At 66.5% G+C, this 16,021-nt stretch carries 11 protein-coding genes; 4 read left to right on the top strand and 7 right to left on the bottom strand.

Annotation, left to right across the window (positions count from 1 at the left end; all coding sequences use genetic code 11):
• The first annotated feature begins 142 nt into the window (after positions 1–142).
• A complete protein-coding gene (locus ACN9M6_RS04600; protein ID WP_419161744.1) occupies positions 143–2,170 on the top strand; it encodes a hypothetical protein in 2,028 nt (675 codons plus the stop codon).
• 1,001 nt (positions 2,171–3,171) lie between these two features.
• Here the strand turns inward: ACN9M6_RS04600 and ACN9M6_RS04595 are convergent.
• The 7 genes from ACN9M6_RS04595 to ACN9M6_RS04565 all read right to left on the bottom strand — a co-directional run bounded on the left by ACN9M6_RS04595 (position 3,172) and on the right by ACN9M6_RS04565 (position 9,482).
• Positions 3,172–3,456, bottom strand: a complete 285-nt coding sequence (locus ACN9M6_RS04595) for a hypothetical protein (protein WP_419161743.1) — start codon at positions 3,454–3,456, stop codon at positions 3,172–3,174.
• A gap of 11 nt (positions 3,457–3,467) precedes the next feature.
• Positions 3,468–3,770 carry a hypothetical protein gene (locus ACN9M6_RS04590; RefSeq protein ID WP_419161742.1) on the bottom strand — a complete coding sequence of 101 codons (303 nt, stop codon included), beginning with the start codon at positions 3,768–3,770 and terminating at the stop codon, positions 3,468–3,470.
• A gap of 263 nt (positions 3,771–4,033) precedes the next feature.
• The gene (locus ACN9M6_RS04585) at positions 4,034–4,786 is read right to left on the bottom strand and encodes an esterase family protein (RefSeq protein ID WP_419161741.1); all 753 of its coding nucleotides are present in this window, start codon (positions 4,784–4,786) and stop codon (positions 4,034–4,036) included.
• A complete protein-coding gene (locus ACN9M6_RS04580) occupies positions 4,783–6,054 on the bottom strand; it encodes an ATP-grasp domain-containing protein (protein ID WP_419161740.1) in 1,272 nt (423 codons plus the stop codon). Before ACN9M6_RS04580 ends, ACN9M6_RS04585 begins: the two co-directional genes overlap by 4 nt.
• A complete protein-coding gene (locus ACN9M6_RS04575) occupies positions 6,051–7,238 on the bottom strand; it encodes an alpha/beta hydrolase (protein ID WP_419161739.1) in 1,188 nt (395 codons plus the stop codon). Before ACN9M6_RS04575 ends, ACN9M6_RS04580 begins: the two co-directional genes overlap by 4 nt.
• 8 nt (positions 7,239–7,246) lie before the next feature.
• On the bottom strand, positions 7,247–8,233 hold the full coding sequence (locus ACN9M6_RS04570; RefSeq protein ID WP_419161738.1) for a Type 1 glutamine amidotransferase-like domain-containing protein: 987 nt from the start codon (positions 8,231–8,233) through the stop codon (positions 7,247–7,249).
• A gap of 7 nt (positions 8,234–8,240) precedes the next feature.
• Entirely contained in the window at positions 8,241–9,482 is a 1,242-nt protein-coding gene (locus ACN9M6_RS04565; protein ID WP_419161737.1) for an ATP-grasp domain-containing protein, read from the bottom strand.
• A 92-nt stretch (positions 9,483–9,574) separates the two neighbouring features.
• On the opposite strand from ACN9M6_RS04565, the gene ACN9M6_RS04560 reads away from it, so the two are divergent.
• The 3 genes from ACN9M6_RS04560 (at position 9,575) to ACN9M6_RS04550 (ending at position 16,000) form a co-directional block, all read left to right on the top strand.
• Positions 9,575–10,804 carry an ATP-grasp domain-containing protein gene (locus ACN9M6_RS04560; RefSeq protein ID WP_419161736.1) on the top strand — a complete coding sequence of 410 codons (1,230 nt, stop codon included), beginning with the start codon at positions 9,575–9,577 and terminating at the stop codon, positions 10,802–10,804.
• The gene (locus ACN9M6_RS04555) at positions 10,801–12,018 is read left to right on the top strand and encodes an ATP-grasp domain-containing protein (protein WP_419161735.1); all 1,218 of its coding nucleotides are present in this window, start codon (positions 10,801–10,803) and stop codon (positions 12,016–12,018) included. Before ACN9M6_RS04560 ends, ACN9M6_RS04555 begins: the two co-directional genes overlap by 4 nt.
• 157 nt (positions 12,019–12,175) lie before the next feature.
• Positions 12,176–16,000, top strand: a complete 3,825-nt coding sequence (locus tag ACN9M6_RS04550) for a M66 family metalloprotease (RefSeq protein WP_419161734.1) — start codon at positions 12,176–12,178, stop codon at positions 15,998–16,000.
• The last annotated feature ends 21 nt before the right edge of the window (positions 16,001–16,021 follow it).

Genomic DNA, 16,021 nt, shown 5'->3' with positions numbered 1-16,021 from the left:
TTCCTTCAGTATTGATGATCTGCGGTCACTCGACATCCAACCGACCCACTTGGATCCCTTTATTCTTCCCCGCAAGGCTTGGTCCACGATTCAAACCGCTCCAATCGTTGAATCAGACCTCGTGAGACGACCACTGCTTCGCATGAACGACACAGTGATCTGCATACTACCTAGCGCCATTAGTATCGCCGCCCGTCACTACATCTTAGCAGCCGCGGCGCGGCGCGGCCGCTTGGCGGAGTTGAACGCGGGCGCGGTCTTGCGGCCCAACTTCGCGTTCTTCAAGAAACACTCTTGTTCCGGGATATTGGAGAATGGTTTCGACTCTGCAATGGAACTCTCGCCCGAAGCTTGGCGGGCGTTTCTTCGGCGGATCGAGACGCTGTCCCGGCAACATGAGACCGTGTTTGGATGCGTCGTCGTCGCTGGCCTCGGGCGGGGCGTTTCTCTCGATGTCTCCCAGCTCCCTCAATCCTCAAAGCTTCCTGTCATCAGTTTGCCCGACCTTCACGTCTTCTCCTCGCAGGAGGACGCCAGCCTCCTGCGCCTCGTAAAGCTCGCTCAGCACGAAGACGCCATGAGGACCCAAGGTGTGACGATTGTGAACATGAGCGGCATATTGAACCTCTTCGCTTTCTGGGAGGCCAGAGGGTATGCCCTCGTGCCGGATGACCTGCACCTTCCTCACCCCAACACTCCATTGGTAATTCCACATGACTGTTTGCGCGACGTTCGGATACGAGAGCGGACCAACCTTGATCGGCATGCGGTGCGCGCGCCCAGCGGGACTGAGGAAGTCGTTGTGGTTGAGCGGCTAACCCCGCACGCAACATTCCCGTCAGAAGCGCACCGACCGGTGTACGCATCCCGGGAAGCGTTGCTCGCCGGACAGTTGGCGGGCGTCGTGGAAGGGTCGTCTACGACTGTTTGGGTGTTGGCGAGTAGCGGCGGACTTCCGCCGCTCGCTCGGGACCAGGCATATCGGATCTGGTACGCGCTGCTAAAATGGCTTGATCGCGCCCGAGAATGGCTGGCACCGAACACTCCGCAGATGGAACCATTCGTTGTCCGCGTCGAGTTGCAGGAACCCACCCGCTGGGCTCAACAGTTATCCGACGGTCCCGACCTTGAGCCGGTGACACCCCGAGCAAGTCGTCATGGTGCCGTAGTCACGCTGCGGGTGCCGCCAGGGTTCGTCCGGCTCCTTGATCGGTCCGACAACGACGCGGAACGCGCTCTCCTTGGATCCGTCGTCGAATGTCTGCTATCTCCGGCCGGCGGGCCGAACGATGCTGCACAAGTGCGCGCGGCCGAGATCGTGCAGAAGGTGATGCCAGGCAGAGATGCACGAGAGATTCATTTGCTCCGGTCAAGGGGGCCCACCGACCATCTCCCTGAGCCCCCGGGGCCCGTACCACGACTCCTTCAACCGGAAGACGTGTCGCTCACGCGTCTCGGCCTTGGGTGGAAATGTCTTTCGCCGACGCCCACGGGGCGGATCGTGCGGCAGGAAGCTGCCCAGAAGCTGCTGCACGGCTGCGTCGACGCATTGTGGCGCAGCATTCGACGACAACTTGGTACCCTTGATCGGCGACACGTGGTATCCCTGTCGATGGGCAACATCGAAGCCATGTGGCGAGAGCGGCGCCAGTGGCGAGCCACGGCAAGAGCGGTTCTGGCCTTAGCCCCGGACGAGGACAGCGCCCTTGGCCTCGTCGCCACCCGCGAAATGCAGCGCACCGCAGCAGCAGTATCCTTCCGAGTTCTGAGCGAAATGGCCGCATCGACCGCCAAACCGGCCACAGGGCGACCGGCCTCGTGGGCTCAACTGGACCACCTTGCTGCCCGGATTGGCGAGATCATAGAGCTCGCGTCACATTCGGACGCCATTCGAGGTGGCCTTGCTGACCCTGAGGTCCAGGTAACGCCAGTCGGGACCGTTGTCGTTGATCGCGGATACGTCGAGGGACTGATGAGACCATATTTTCGACGTCGACACGATCACGCCTATCTGCACGATGCCGCAATTTACGAAGAGCACCGAGGCTCTCCGAAGAACGACGAGGGTTCAACATGGCTTACCGAGCCGTTTCTCGCCGCGTTCGAGACCGAGTTTAGTATATCCATCGAGAGCCTACTGCAAGGGGCCGGTAGTTGGAGGACTCGTTGATGTCGCCGGAGCCGAGGGCTCTCTGGTGGTAGGGCTCCCAAGGATTGTGCTGCAAGAGCGGGTGGCAGCAGCGCGCGATCTGTCTCCATGCGAAGTGGCGAAGGTGCTGCAGTTTCTCACTCTTCCGAGCCGTGATCGATGGGACTCTGCGCCTGATGGCTATGAGAATAAGGACTGGTATCCCTGGCGTTTCCGTCGACGGTTGTCTATCGCAATGACTCCGTTGGTTGTCTATCGCGTTAGGAGCAGAGCCGCGAGATGGGGTCGTCTTTGGTGCGAATCAACTCGTAACGAGCGTATCCTATCGCCTGGAGGGACTCGAGAAGGGATATTTTCCCGCGGAACATTTTTCCAGTGATGTCATGCGACGCTACGTGGGTGAGACTAGGCATCGTGAAGGACACACCTTTGCTCAGAACGTCTCTGAACTGTTGAGAGAACTCGGGTGGCTGACGGACGTCGGCATCCAGATGTCGTCGTTGGGAGCACCCGAAGAGTTGGGAGACATCGACGTGCTCGCTTGGCATCGCACTGCACCTCGAGTGCTCATCATTGAATGCAAATCGCTGATACCACGTGGTAACACCTACGAGTTGGTGGAGGAGCTGCTGGCTTTTCGGGGCGAGGCGTCCGATCGACTTGGGAGACACCTTTCGCGCGTACAGTGGTTGACGGACAATCGTCAATCGTTGGACCGATACCTATCGCATGAACGGGGAAATCTAGCCTTGACACCGCTGTTTGTCACGAACCGCGACGTCCCAATGCGTTACATCGATACGCTACCAATTGCCCCCGACGCCTTCTGCCCGATTGACCAACTTCGAGACCTCGTCGAACGAGTGGCGGCTCGTCATGATGCGGCGGGGCGGTGACGTACGGACGGCTTTGTGACTTCGTGCACGGCGGTCAGGTCGGCAGGTTTTTCGTATACTTCAAGAGCGCATTCGAGGACTCGTGGTCGCTCATGGCTGGCAGGCAGGGTGCGGGGCGGTAAGGGCCTATCGTATTAGATGTCCCCGCGACTCGAGCGTCTCAACATACTCGCTCTCGGTCATGGGGCAGTCGATCAGTCGGAGGAACTCGTCCTTGGAGAGTCGGCACTGCCTCGCCATGCGGGCGATGAGGTCTACGCCGATTTCTGCTCGGCCGTGGGACATCTTGGTGAAGATCTCGGTCCTGTCGCCGTTGATCATGAGGCAGTAGAAGACGTGGTGTCTGTCGCTGCGCTCGAATCCCTTCTTCCGCAGGGCACGATCAATCTGGCGTTTACTCCGAACGGGCACGACGACGGCGGTTAGGCCGGTGCGGCCAGAAACTTCATCACGAAGTCGCGCATCTCCCGCCCGCCGCGAGTGAATCGGTCCGGGCCCTTCTCCGCCAAGATCTGTCCAAGCTCTCGTGCCTCGGCGCGTAGATCGCGCTCGGCTTCCTCAACGGTGCGCCCCGAACCCATCACGCTCCACCCGGGATGCACCAGACAAACGATATCACCCCCCTCGCCAGGCTCCACCTCGATCACAAAACGCTCACCCATTATGGTCACGCCGTCAGGCCGAGCGTCGCTATCCCGCCGTTCGTCATCGCGGATGGCCGACATGCCGTCGCTCTGAACGGAGGCGGCAGGCCTACCACGTTGCTTCTCGGACCGTACGATCAATCTCTTCATCCTGAACGCCACCTCTCCCACCCGCTGGGCGATCTCTTCGCGAGGATCCCGTACGCCGGTCTGGCCCCGGCGTACGGTTCAACGCCTCCACCGCAACTCCCCCGCGGCGACAGCTCGCTGCCCCTCCAAGTCTAACCCTCCCACCGATACTCCGCGATGAACTCCACCCGGCACGAGGGCGCGGGGTCGCGCGTTCAGCGAGGCGGCAGGAGTTCGTCGAGGTACTGCACGAGCATGTTGCGCCACGTGGGCCAGTCGTGGTGCCAGGTTTCACCCCAATCGTCCATGCGGTTCGGCACTCCCTTGCGGCCCAGCAGCGACGCCATCCGCCACGATTCGTCGATGTCCTCGGCCCGGCCGCGCCCCGACGCGAGGAGGACGAACCGTTCCCGCAGCAGGTCGAGCGTCTCGCCCGTCAGATCCGGCAGGTAGTGGAGAGGCGACGAGTAGTAGAAATCCCCGGTGATCCCGGCTTCGATCCCCGTTTCGTGCTTCAGGAATCGCAGCAGATCGTACGTGCCGCTCATGCAGAGCGCGTGCGAGAACACGTCGGGGAAGCGGCACAGCATGGCCAGGGCGTTGAACGCGCCGATCGAGGAACCCGCCGCCATCACCTCGATGGACGGATCGTTGCAGTCGTCCCGGATCATGGGCACAAGCTCGTAGTAGACGAAGTTCTGGAACGCGTTGAGCACCCGCATGCGGTGCTCGGGGGTCCCCTCCTGCCCTAGCATCACGCGGCCCGCCACGCTGTCGCACGAGTAGACCTTGATCCTCCCATCCGTCAGAAAGTCCGCCACCGTGTCGATGACGAGGAAGCGTTCGATCTCCTCCGCATCGCCCCCCGCCGTCGGGAACATGAGGAGGGGGACGCCGACCTCGCCCCAGCGGACGACGTTGACTTCCTGGTCGAGGCCATCGGACCACCAGCTCGTCATGAGCTTCATGACGCGAGAATCGGCACACTGCCGGGCGGCTCCTGCCGGCGGGCCGCCTGTATGCGGTCGAAGAACAAGTGTGTGAACTCCTCGATTTCAGGATCGGGGTACAGCGACGCCACCTTGGCGTGGACCGCTTCGCGGGCGGCCTGGCTGCCGAAGAAGTCGTCGGCCACCTGGTCGAGGTCGGCGAGGTGCGCATCGCAGAACTCGACGAAACGATCGGTCTCGAAGCGCGCCTCCGCGATCGCCCCGCAGGCCCGGATCTTCTCTTCAGGTGTCATGCCGGGCCGGCACGCGTCGAAGAAGGGCTGCCAGTCGAGGTTGACACGCATCTTCCTCCGGGTCGCCGCGCAGAAGATGGACCAGCGGATGTTGGCCTTGATGAGCCAGGGAAAATGATAGTGGAGCGACGTGACCTGCGAATCGGGACACGGATTGGCGAAGTCGATCGGCACCCACTGTCCCCCGCTCCGCAGCACCTCGCAGGAGTTGAAGTCCCAACCGAAGAAGGCGTTGATCGTGAGCGTCGTGTCGCGAATGGTGCGGGCGTCGCCCGCGTCCACGAAATCCCGCTCGACGGTGTATCGGTCGTGGGACGGCGCGCCGGGGTCGTAGAGGACGGCGCGCGTCTGGGGGCCGAGCCCCACGCAGCGGACGAAGCGGTCGTGCGCTTCCACTCCCTGCTGCAGGTGCATCACGAACTTGCCGCTCCCGTCGTACGCAGCCCGCAGCGAGTCATCGTCCTCGATCCGTGACACGCCGCGCCAGCCGCCCCCGTCATAGGGCTTCATGAAGAGGGGGTAGCCGAGGTCGCGCGCCACGTCCGCGAGATCGAACAGCCGCGCGTAGCGGCGGAGGGTGACGGCGAGGTCGTCCCTGGGCTCGTACGACTTGGGTGGGAGCAGCCACGTCCGGGGGACGGGGAGACCCAGCTTCATCATCGCGCAGTAGGTGCTGTGTTTCTCCATCGACTGGACGCTCCACGGATTGTTGAACACGTAGAGGTCGTCCATGATCACGGACTTCTTGATCCACTCGCGCGTCGGGAAGTACCAGTGCGTCAGGCGGTCGATGACGAGGTCGTAGCCGACCCGCTTCTGCAGGTCGAAGGGTTCGATCGTGACGTCCTCGACCTGGAAGCGCACGGTGCCGTCCGCGGCGGGGATCCGGAGATCCAGCCGCTCGAGAATCTTGCGATAGGCGATGGGCCAGCAGAGGTCCGCCCCCAGCGAGAGGCCGATACGGCGCGTAACCTCGGGCGCCGCCGCGGTCATTCGTACACCATCCAGAGCGGGCCCGGGAAGAGCCACGAGAGGCCCTCGCGAAGCCGGTCGCGCCAGTTCTCCCAGTTGTGCCCGTCGCGTGTTTCGACGAATCGCACGTCCACGCCGCCCCGGCGCAGCACGGGGATGAGCGCACGATTCTCGGAGACGAGCGCCTCGTAGACGCCCACGGAGACGAACGCCTTCTCTGCCAGCGGGGCGGGCTCGGCCCGGTACGCATTCATCATGGCGACGGTCCGGTCGAACACGGGCCCGCGCTCGTTGTCGCCGATGTCGGTGAACACGAAAGAGCCTGACTGGAGGAGCAGGCGGCCGAAGCGGCCCGGGTAGCGAAGCGCCGCATGGAAGGAGGCGACCGCCCCGAGGCTGGCCCCCATGAGACCGCGCGACTCGGCCCCGGGGAGCAGCGGATAGTCGCGCTCGAGCCGCGGCAGCAACTCCTCGACCACGAACCGGGCGTGTCCGGGGTCCGCCGCGTATTCGGCCATCCGGTCGCCGGGGTGCAGCAGAGCCACGACAATCTCGGGAATCTCGAACCGCCGGATCAGCTGATCGAGCACCTGGCGCAGGCTGGCGTATTCCACGTAGTCCGCGCCGTCGTGGACGATGAGCAGCGGGTAGCTCCGCGCGGCGCGAAACTCCGGCGGCCGGTACACGCTCGCGTGCCGGGCCGAACGGAGCACCTCGCTCTCGACGACGAGTTCATCCAGGACGCCGGCGGGCGCCTCGGCGTCCTCGCGGGTCCAGTCGGGGATCTCGTATCCGCGCGCCTGCACGACGGAGTTGGCACCGAACGGGTCGCGCGCGTGGAGCGGATTCAGGGGATCCTGGACCCACTCGGCCCGGCCGTGCCTCAGCACCTCGATCTTGTATTCGACCCGGGATTCGTCCGGCAACTCGACCGTGTAGCACCAGAGATCGGTCCCGGCAATGCGGCGAAACGGCGCCGATGTCTGTAGTCCGTGCACCCAGTGTCGAAGCCTCACGCCCTCGGCGGGGCCTCGGTAGACGAAGGTGTAGAGGGGGGGCTCCGCGAGCGGGAACTCGTGGGCGGCGAGAAACGCGTCCAGCGCTTCGGGATCGGACGCCAGCCGCTCCTCCAGGGCAGCGATGAGGGCCGATCGCGGCATGGGCGTGGCGGGCCCGTGCGCCCGCGTGTGGGCGTCGAAGGTCATCGGCCCGGTTACGCGGCGTCGCTGAGGCGGACGCAACGGCCCGCCCGGTCGATGCGTTCGACTCCGCCGTGGCCGCTCCAGCCGGCCGGGGCGCGGTCGACCCTCTGACCGGGGGCGAGGAGCACGCAGGCCGCGGGGGCGAAGCGCGCCGCGAGCCGCGACGTGCGGTCGCGGTCGTCCAGGACGAGACGAGCGGAGGCGTGAGGCAGCGCCACGATGCCCTCGGCCAGGCCGAGGCCCGCGTCGAAGACCTCGGGGTTTCCCGCGCCCCAGGGCGGCCGATCGTGAAAGAGCACGACACGGTCCGTGAGCACCATGGCGCCCGCCGAACGGCCGATCACGGCCCGCTCGCCCAGGAGTTCCCGGCCGCCGAACAGACGCAGACGACTCAGCAGCAGACCGACGTGTCCGCCGGCGATGACCACGGCTTCCGCGTCTTCGAGCAACCGCTCGACTTCGCGCCGCTGCGCCCGTACCGGGTCTCGCGCCTCGGGGGTGTAGGCACGCTCGAACTCGGACCGGATCTCGGCCACCCGGGCGAGCTGCCGCTCATCGAGCCGCCGGATCGCTTCGAGCGCCTCGGCCCTCTCCTCCGCGAGAACCGACGCGTCCCCCCGCAGGTCTACCAGGCGGACGTAGGCGTCGATGCGGCCGGCGAGCCGCACGTTGTAGGCTCGGCGCAGCAGATCGAGCCGGTCCTGCGCCTCCCGGTGCGCGCGGGCCAACTCCGGATCCGCGTCGGCGACCCGGGCCGAGCGCCGGTACAACTCGAGATCGACCACGCGCGCCGCGAGGCGGGGATCGAAGAGGCCGACCTGCGCTTCCCGTTCCCGCCACCCGGCCGTGACGGCCGCGATGCGCGAATCCGGTGACACCGCGCCCGCGGCTTCCAGCTCTTCGATCACGTTCGACAGCGTGTTCCGACCGTCGCGCGGCCCCTGCAGGACGACGGACGGCGCGGGCGCCGGAGTCGAGCGACCCCGCCTGGCGCTCATGTGGCGCTCATGTGGCGCGAACCCTGACCCACCGGCCCACCGCGTCGAGCATATTGCGCAGTTCGTCGTAATCCGGATGCCGCATGCGGACCCACGCGTTCGCCATGTAGCCAGCCTCCACCGGCTGGGTCGGGGTGCCCGGGGGCGGAAGATGCACGTCGATGACCGACTCTCCGAAACGTGCTTCGACTCTGTCCAGACCGTCATACCCCGCAATCCGCCCATCGGACTCGGGGCGCAGCGTGACGATTCCCGCGGAGTATCGGCGAGAGGCCTCCTGCGCCTTGCGGCCGTGGACGATGCAGGCGGCCCATTCCCGATACACGTCCATTTCGTTGGCGGCGCAGTACAGATCCCAGGCTCTCACGCCGGGCGGCCGACAGCCGATCTCGGAAAACTTGAGCCCCTTGTCCCCGAAGAACCATTCCATGTGAGTCGCCGAGGTCCCGATCTCGAGCGCATCGATGACCCTCTTCCCCAGGTCCCGGACCTCGGCGTAGGGGGCGGCCGTGTCGATCCGGTTCGTCGTGATGAACTGCGGCGAGACCTCTCGCGTCCGCATCGCCTCGAGCACGTTTGGGTAGTAGTGGGTCATGAAGTCGTGGACGACCACGCCGCCGACGGTGAGCGTGTCGTAGAACGCCTCGTGTCCGTCGACGAACTCCTCTACCGCAACTTCGGCACCCACGCCCACTCCGAGTGTCGGGAGCAACTCCGCGAGCTGCGACTCGTCCTCCACGCGATAGGTGCCCGAGGCGCCGGCCCCGGCGCGAGGCTTGACGATGAGGGGATAGCCCACCCGGCGACCGAACTTCAGGATCTCGCTCGCATCGCCCCCGCCCATCGACTGCGCGGTGGCCACGCCCGCCTCGCGCAGCGCGTCCTTCATGACCGGCTTGTCGCGGCACAGGTGCGCCGTACGGACCGATGTGCCGGCCAGCCCCGCCGCTGCCCGCACGCGGGCGACCGGAAGGATGTGCGCCTCGACCGTGGCCTCGAGGCGATCGACCGGCCGCTGCCGATGGATCGCCTGCACAGCCCGGGCGAGCGCGGGTTCGTCGCAGACCGAGCCGACCTGCTCGTAGCACGTGAGCCACGCATGCAGGTCGGAGCCCAGCGCGTCGAGCGGCGCTTCGCCGACCGCCGACACTTCGGCGCCGACTTCGTGCAGACCACGGACGAAGTCCTTCTGGTTCCCTGGGAATCGGGGTTCGACGAATACGACGTGCATCAGGGGTCCAACCTTCACTTTGAGGGCTCGGCATTGTACAGTCCTTCCTCTCAAACGCCAGCCCGGCGGCCCGGATCCGGCCCGCCGATGTCGGAAGACCTGGAAGGTCCATGCCCAACGTCGCGTTCGTCGCTCCGTTCTATCTCCCTACCACGCTGCGCTTTCTGGAAGCTGCGGCGGGGCTCGCCGACGTGCGTCTGGGGGTCGTGACGCAGGAACCCATCGAGAAGGCGCCGGCGTCGCTCCGCCAGCGGATCACCGCGTATGCGCGGGTCGATGACGCGCTATCGGCGGAGGGCATCCACGTCGGGCTCCGGCAACTCGCGAGTGACCTCGGCTCCGTCGACCGACTCCTCGGGGCGCTCGAAGACCTCCAGGTGCCACTCGGAGAGCTGCGTGACACACTCGGGCTCCCGGGCATGGGCGCGGAGGCCGCACGCAATTTCCGCGACAAGTCGCGCATGAAGGACGTGCTTCGCGCGCACGGCCTGCCCTGTGCCCGGCATGCGCTCATCCGGGACGAGGGCGAAGCGACGGCGTTCTCGGCCGAGACCGGGTTCCCCCTCATCGTGAAGCCGCCAGCCGGCTCGGGCGCCCGCGGCACCTTCCGCGTCGAGACCCCCGCCCAGTTGCGCGCCGCCGTCGCCATGTCCCGTCCCAGCGCGGACCGGCCCACGCTGATAGAAGAGTTCGTGGCGGGCGAGGAACATTCATTCGACGCGGTGTCGATCGGGGGGCGCCTCATGTGGCACTCGATCAACCACTACCTGCCTTCTCCGCTCGAGGTGCTCCGGGAGCCCTGGATCCAGTGGTGCGTGCTCCTTCCGCGCGAAGTCGACTCGCCGCGCTACGACGAGATCCGCCGCGTGGCCCCGCCGGCCCTCGACGCTTTGGGGATGGATACCGGACTCAGCCACATGGAATGGTTTCACCGACCGGATGGGACGGTGGCGATCTCCGAGGTCGGCGCCCGACCGCCGGGAGCCCAGTTCGTCACCCTGATCTCTCACGCGCACGATTTCGATCTCTACCGGGCGTGGGCGCGGCTGATGGTCTTCGACGACTTCGATCCGCCGGACCGGCCCTACGCGGCGGGCGCGGCGTATCTCCGGGGTCAGGGGCGGGGACCGGTGCGGCGCGTCGCGGGACTCGAGGAGATCGCGCGTGAGCTGGGGCCGCTCTGCGTCGAGTGGCGGCTTCCGCGTGAGGGACAGGCCCAGAGCGCGTCCTACGAAGGGGAAGGTTACATCATCGTACGCCACCCGGAGACCGAGGTCGTCGAGGAGGCGCTGGGAAGGATCATCACCCGGGTTCGGGTGGAACTCGCGACAACGTCATGAATGTACTGATGATTTCACCGGGGTATCCGGCCGAGATGCCGTACTTCACCCGCAGTCTCGCGGAGGTGGGTGCGACGGTCATCGGGCTCGGAGACCAGCCCCGGTCGGCATTGCCCGAGATCGCCCGGACGAGCGTGGCGACGCACCTGCAGGTGCGGTCGCTGGCCGACGAAGCCGACGTCATGCGGCAGGTGGCGGCTCTGGCCGCGAAGACTCGCCTCGACCGCGTGGAGTGCCTGTGGGAGCCCTACATGATCCTCGCGGCCAGGCTCCGGGAGATGCTGGAACTCCCGGGGCCGACGGTCGAGCAGACGCTGCCCTTCCGCGACAAGGAGATCATGAAGGACGTACTCGACGCCGCCGGCATCCGGACGCCGCGCCACGGGAGGGCCACGAGTATCGCCGAGTGCCGCGACGTGACCGAGCGGGTGGGGTTCCCGCTCATCGTGAAGCCGGTGGCCGGGGCCGGCTCGGCCGACACCTACCGCGTCGGCTCCGAGGATGAACTCGAGCAGGTGTTCCCCGCCCTGCGGCACGTCCCCCAGGTCACGGTGGAGGAGTTCATCGAGGGCGAGGACATGACCTTCGACACCGTAACGGTCGGTGGCGTGGTCGCCCACTACAACATCTGCCGGTACTGGCCGCGGGCGCTCGAGTCCAAGACGCACGAGTGGCTGAGCCCGATTACCTACGCGCTGCGAGACGTGGAGGCGGAGGACGTCGCCGCCGGCCGCGAGATGGGATTCGCCGTCCTGGCCGCGCTCGGGTTCGAGACCGGGTACACGCATATGGAGTGGTACCGGACGGCGGACGGAGAAGCCGTGTTCGGGGAGATTGCCGCACGCCCCCCGGGAGTGCGGACCGTCGATCTCATCAACTACGCGAGCGACATCGACACCTACCGGGGCTGGGCCGAGGGGGTCGTCCACGCGACGTGGTCACAGCCGGTGGAGAGGAAGTACAACGCCTGCTGGATCGTGAAGCGCGCACGGGGACACGGCCGGATCGAACGCATCGAGGGGCTCGGCCCCCTGCTGCAGGAATACGGCGACCGGGTGTGCAGCCTCGATCTCCTCCCGATCGGCGCGCCCCGCCGCAACTGGCGGGCGACGCTCGTGTCCGACGGGATGATCTTCCTCCGGCATCCCGACATGGCGGCGCTGGAAGCGATCGCCGGGGAGTTCGTGACGAGGCTTCAGCTCTACGCCGCCTGACCCGCCGCCGCCGTCAAGGCGTGGTCGCCGCCGTCTCTGGTGTCCACCCGACGCCGAACTCGTCATAATCCAATCCATACGGCAGGGGGCGTCTTGTCCGGGGCCCTAGGAGATTCGGTTACATGTGACGGCCCGCGACCCTCGCGAGGCGAGTGTGATGGACAAACCAGCGAGTTGCGCCCGTCGTCGGGGCGGGCGGTGGTGGCCGGCGGCGGGGTGGCTCGCCGCGCTGGGGTTCCTCTCCTGCGTCGACGACCCAACTGGGCCAGCGCCGCCCCCTCCGTTACCGACGTCCGTCGACTCGGACCGGGCGGCGCTGGTGGCGCTCTACGAGTCGACTGACGGGCCGAACTGGGTCAACAACGAGAACTGGCTCACCGACGCGCCGCTGGGAGGGTGGTACGGGGTGGGCACCGACCGTGACGGGCGCGTGTCGCGTCTTGATCTGTCCGGCCGGTCGGATCCTCGGACCAGGCAATGGAGACCACACGGACTCTCGGGTCCGATCCCGCCCGTACTGGCAGACCTCGCCAACCTTACGAGCCTGGACCTCAGCCGGAACAAACTGACGGGCCCGATTCCGGCGAAACTCGGCGGCCTCGCCAACCTGACGTACCTGTCCATTGCCCAGAACGAACTCTCGGGTCCGATCCCGCCCGTACTCGGCGGCCTCGCCAATCTGACGCAGCTGCACCTTTGGTCCAACAACCTCACTGGCCCGGTCCCGGCGGAACTCGGCCGCCTCACCCACCTGAGGAGGCTGAGCCTCAGCAGGAACGAACTCACTGGCCCGATACCGCCCGAACTCGGCGGCCTCGGTCTGACGCACCTGCACCTTTGGTCCAACAACCTGACCGGCCCGATCCCGGCGGGACTCGGCAGCCTCGCCAAGCTGACCTCGCTCTACCTATGGGGGAATGAGTTCACAGGCTCCATCCCGCCGAGTTTCGTGCAACTCGATCAGCTCCGCTACTTCTATGTCTCGCGAAACAGCGTTTGCGTGCCCGGCACCTCCGCTTTCGCCGCGTGGCTGGAAGGAATCGAGAACCGCGACGCGGGAGCGGCGTCCTACTGCAACGCAAGCGACGTGGCCGCACTCGAATCGCTGTACGAAGCTGCGGGCGGCATGGGCTGGACGGAGTCCGGCGGCTGGTTGGGCGAGGAGGGTGTTGCCAACTGGCACGGCGTTACCGCCGATGGCGTCGGCCGCGTGACGGAACTCGATCTCGCCCGCAACGGATTGACCGGCCGACTTCCCGCGCAACTGGGGGCACTGGCCCGGATGACCGTATTGCGCATTGGCGGCAACGCTCTTTCAGGTCGACTGCCCCTTTCGATGAGGCGACTTCCGCTGCGCGAGCTTGGCTACGCGGACACCGCACTGTGCGCCCCGACAGAGACGGTATTCCAGGCATGGCTCAACGGCATTCCGTCGCACGAGGGGACGGGAATCGAGTGCCAGCCCCTCTCGGACCGCGGCATCCTTGAGATACTGCATGGGGCGACGGGAGGACCGACGTGGGCCAGGAGCGAAGGCTGGCTGACGGATGCGCCGCTCGCGGATTGGTACGGGGTAGAGGTCGATGGCGACGGCCGGGTGGTGGGGCTGGGGCTTCAGTCAAACCATCTCGAGGGCGGGATCCCGCCCGAACTGGGCGGCCTCGCCAACCTTGCGCGACTCGACCTCTCGGAAAACGAACTTTCGGGCCCGGCCCCCGCGGAACTCGGCGGCCTCACAAGGCTCACATCGCTGGACCTCGATCGAAACGATCTGACGGGGGCGATCCCATCCGAACTCGGCAGCCTCCGAAGCCTGGAGCTGCTGGCGCTCCGCTTCAACGACCTCGAGGGCCGGATCCCTGCCGAAATCGGCAACCTGTCCGGCCTGCAGCGACTGTATCTTTCCTACAACGACCTGAGCGGAAGGATACCGCCCGAACTGGGGAGTCTCTCCAGCCTGACGTGGCTCGAGCTGCACGCGAATGATCTGAGCGGTCCGGTCCCCTCCGACCTCGGCCATCTCTCGAGCATCGCCCGACTCTTCCTCCATGGCAACCGCCTGACGGGGCCGATCCCGCCTGAATTCGGCGAACTCACCACCCTGAAGGTTCTATCCCTGCGCGACAACGATCTGTCCGGCGCGATCCCCGGCGAATTCGGCAACCTCTCCTCGCTTACGCATCTGGCGCTCGGCGGCAACAATCTGATTGGCCCACTCCCGCAGTGGCTCGGCGACCTTCCGATGCTGGAGAGCCTGGTCCTGGACAACAACGAACTGACGGGCCCGGTGCCCCTCGCGTTCGGCCGCATGGCGAGCCTGCAGGAACTGTCCCTCTCGAACAACCCCGCCATGGCGGGGCCGCTACCAGCCGGCATGACGGCGCTTCACCGCCTCGACGTGCTCCTGGCGGGGGGCACGCGCCTGTGCGCGCCGTCAGACCCCGGGTTCCAGGCGTGGCTGACCGGGATTTACAAGCGCCGGGTCGCCTCCTGCGTCGAGAGAGACCTGCCGGCCGCGTACCTGGCCCAAGCGGTGCAGTCGCGTGAGCTCTCCGTCCCGCTGGTGGCCGGCCGGAGGGCACTTCTGCGCGTGTTTCCGACGGCCAACCAAGCCACGAGCGAGGGTATCCCGGCGGTCCGGGCCCGGTTCTACGTCGACGGCAGGGAGACGCACGTCGAGGCCATCCCGGGGACATCCGTGGCGATCCCGACCAGCGTTGATGAGAGCAATCTGTCGAAGTCGGCCAACGCCGATATCCCGGGGCACATCATTCAGCCGGGGCTCGAGATGGTGATCGAGGTCGACCCGGACGGGACGCTGGATCCGGGCCTGGGGGTCGTGACCCGAATCCCGGACACAGGGCGGCTGACGGTCGAGGTCCGCACCATGCCGCTGTTCGACCTGACGCTGATCCCGTTCATCTGGAGCCGGACCCAGGACTCGTCGATCGTGGACCTCGTCAGGGGAATGGCGGCGGATCCGGATAACCACGAGTTGTTCGCGGACGCGCGCGCGCTGCTGCCGATCGGTGATCTGGCCGTCACGGCGCACGAGCCCGTGCTGACCTCGACCAACCGCGCGAGAACTGTACTCAACCAGACTTCCGTCATTCGGGCCGTGGAAGGCGGGACCGGCCACTACAAGGGGATGATGATGCGCCCCTTGACGGCATCCGGGAGGGGAGTGGCCAAGCTCCCCGGCCGGTCCAGCTTCTCGCTCCCCGAACCCGATGTCATAGCGCACGAGCTCGGTCACAACCTGAGTCTCCGCCACGCGCCATGTGGTGGAGCCGGCGGCCCCGACCCTTCCTTCCCGTACTCCGACGGATCCATCGGGACCTGGGGGTACGACTTCCGGCGCGGCCGACCGGTGTGGCCCTCCACGCCGGATTTCATGTCCTACTGTGGCCCGCCCGACGGGATCAGCGACTACCACTTCACCAACGCGCTCCGCTTCCGTCTGAGCGAAGCGGACAGCGTGGGGCTCCCGGATCGCGCTCGGCGGACAAAGGCGCTCCTCCTTTGGGGCGGTGTGGGCGCGGACAACGTGCCGTTCCTCGAACCGGCCTTCCTGGTCGATGCACCGCCGGACTTGCCACGCTCGGGCGGTGCGTACCGGCTCTCCGGACACTCCGCCGCCGGCGACGAGCTGTTCTCTTTCGGATTCGACATGCCCGAGGTGGCCGACGGCGACGGCAGTTCCGGCTTCGCCTTCGTGCTCCCCGTGCGACCGGGGTGGGAGCGCGACCTGGCGAGCATCACGCTTTCGGGACCCGGCGGATCGGTTACGCTCGATGGGGAAACCGACCGGCCGGCGGCGATCCTCCGCGACCCGCGAACGGGGACGGTGCGTGGCATCCTGCACGATTTGCCGCCGACGACCGTGACCCGGGCAGACGCGGTCGCCGCCGCCTCGCCCGACCCGGGCCTCGAAGTACTGTTCAGCCGGGGGATACCGGACGGCGAGGCGTGGCGGCGCTAATCGAGCAGCGGGCGGCGGGGC

It is taken from the genome of Candidatus Palauibacter sp., from assembly GCF_965197445.1.
GTDB lineage: Bacteria > Gemmatimonadota > Gemmatimonadetes > Palauibacterales > Palauibacteraceae > Palauibacter.
This window is presented reverse-complemented; position numbering and strand designations above follow the sequence as displayed.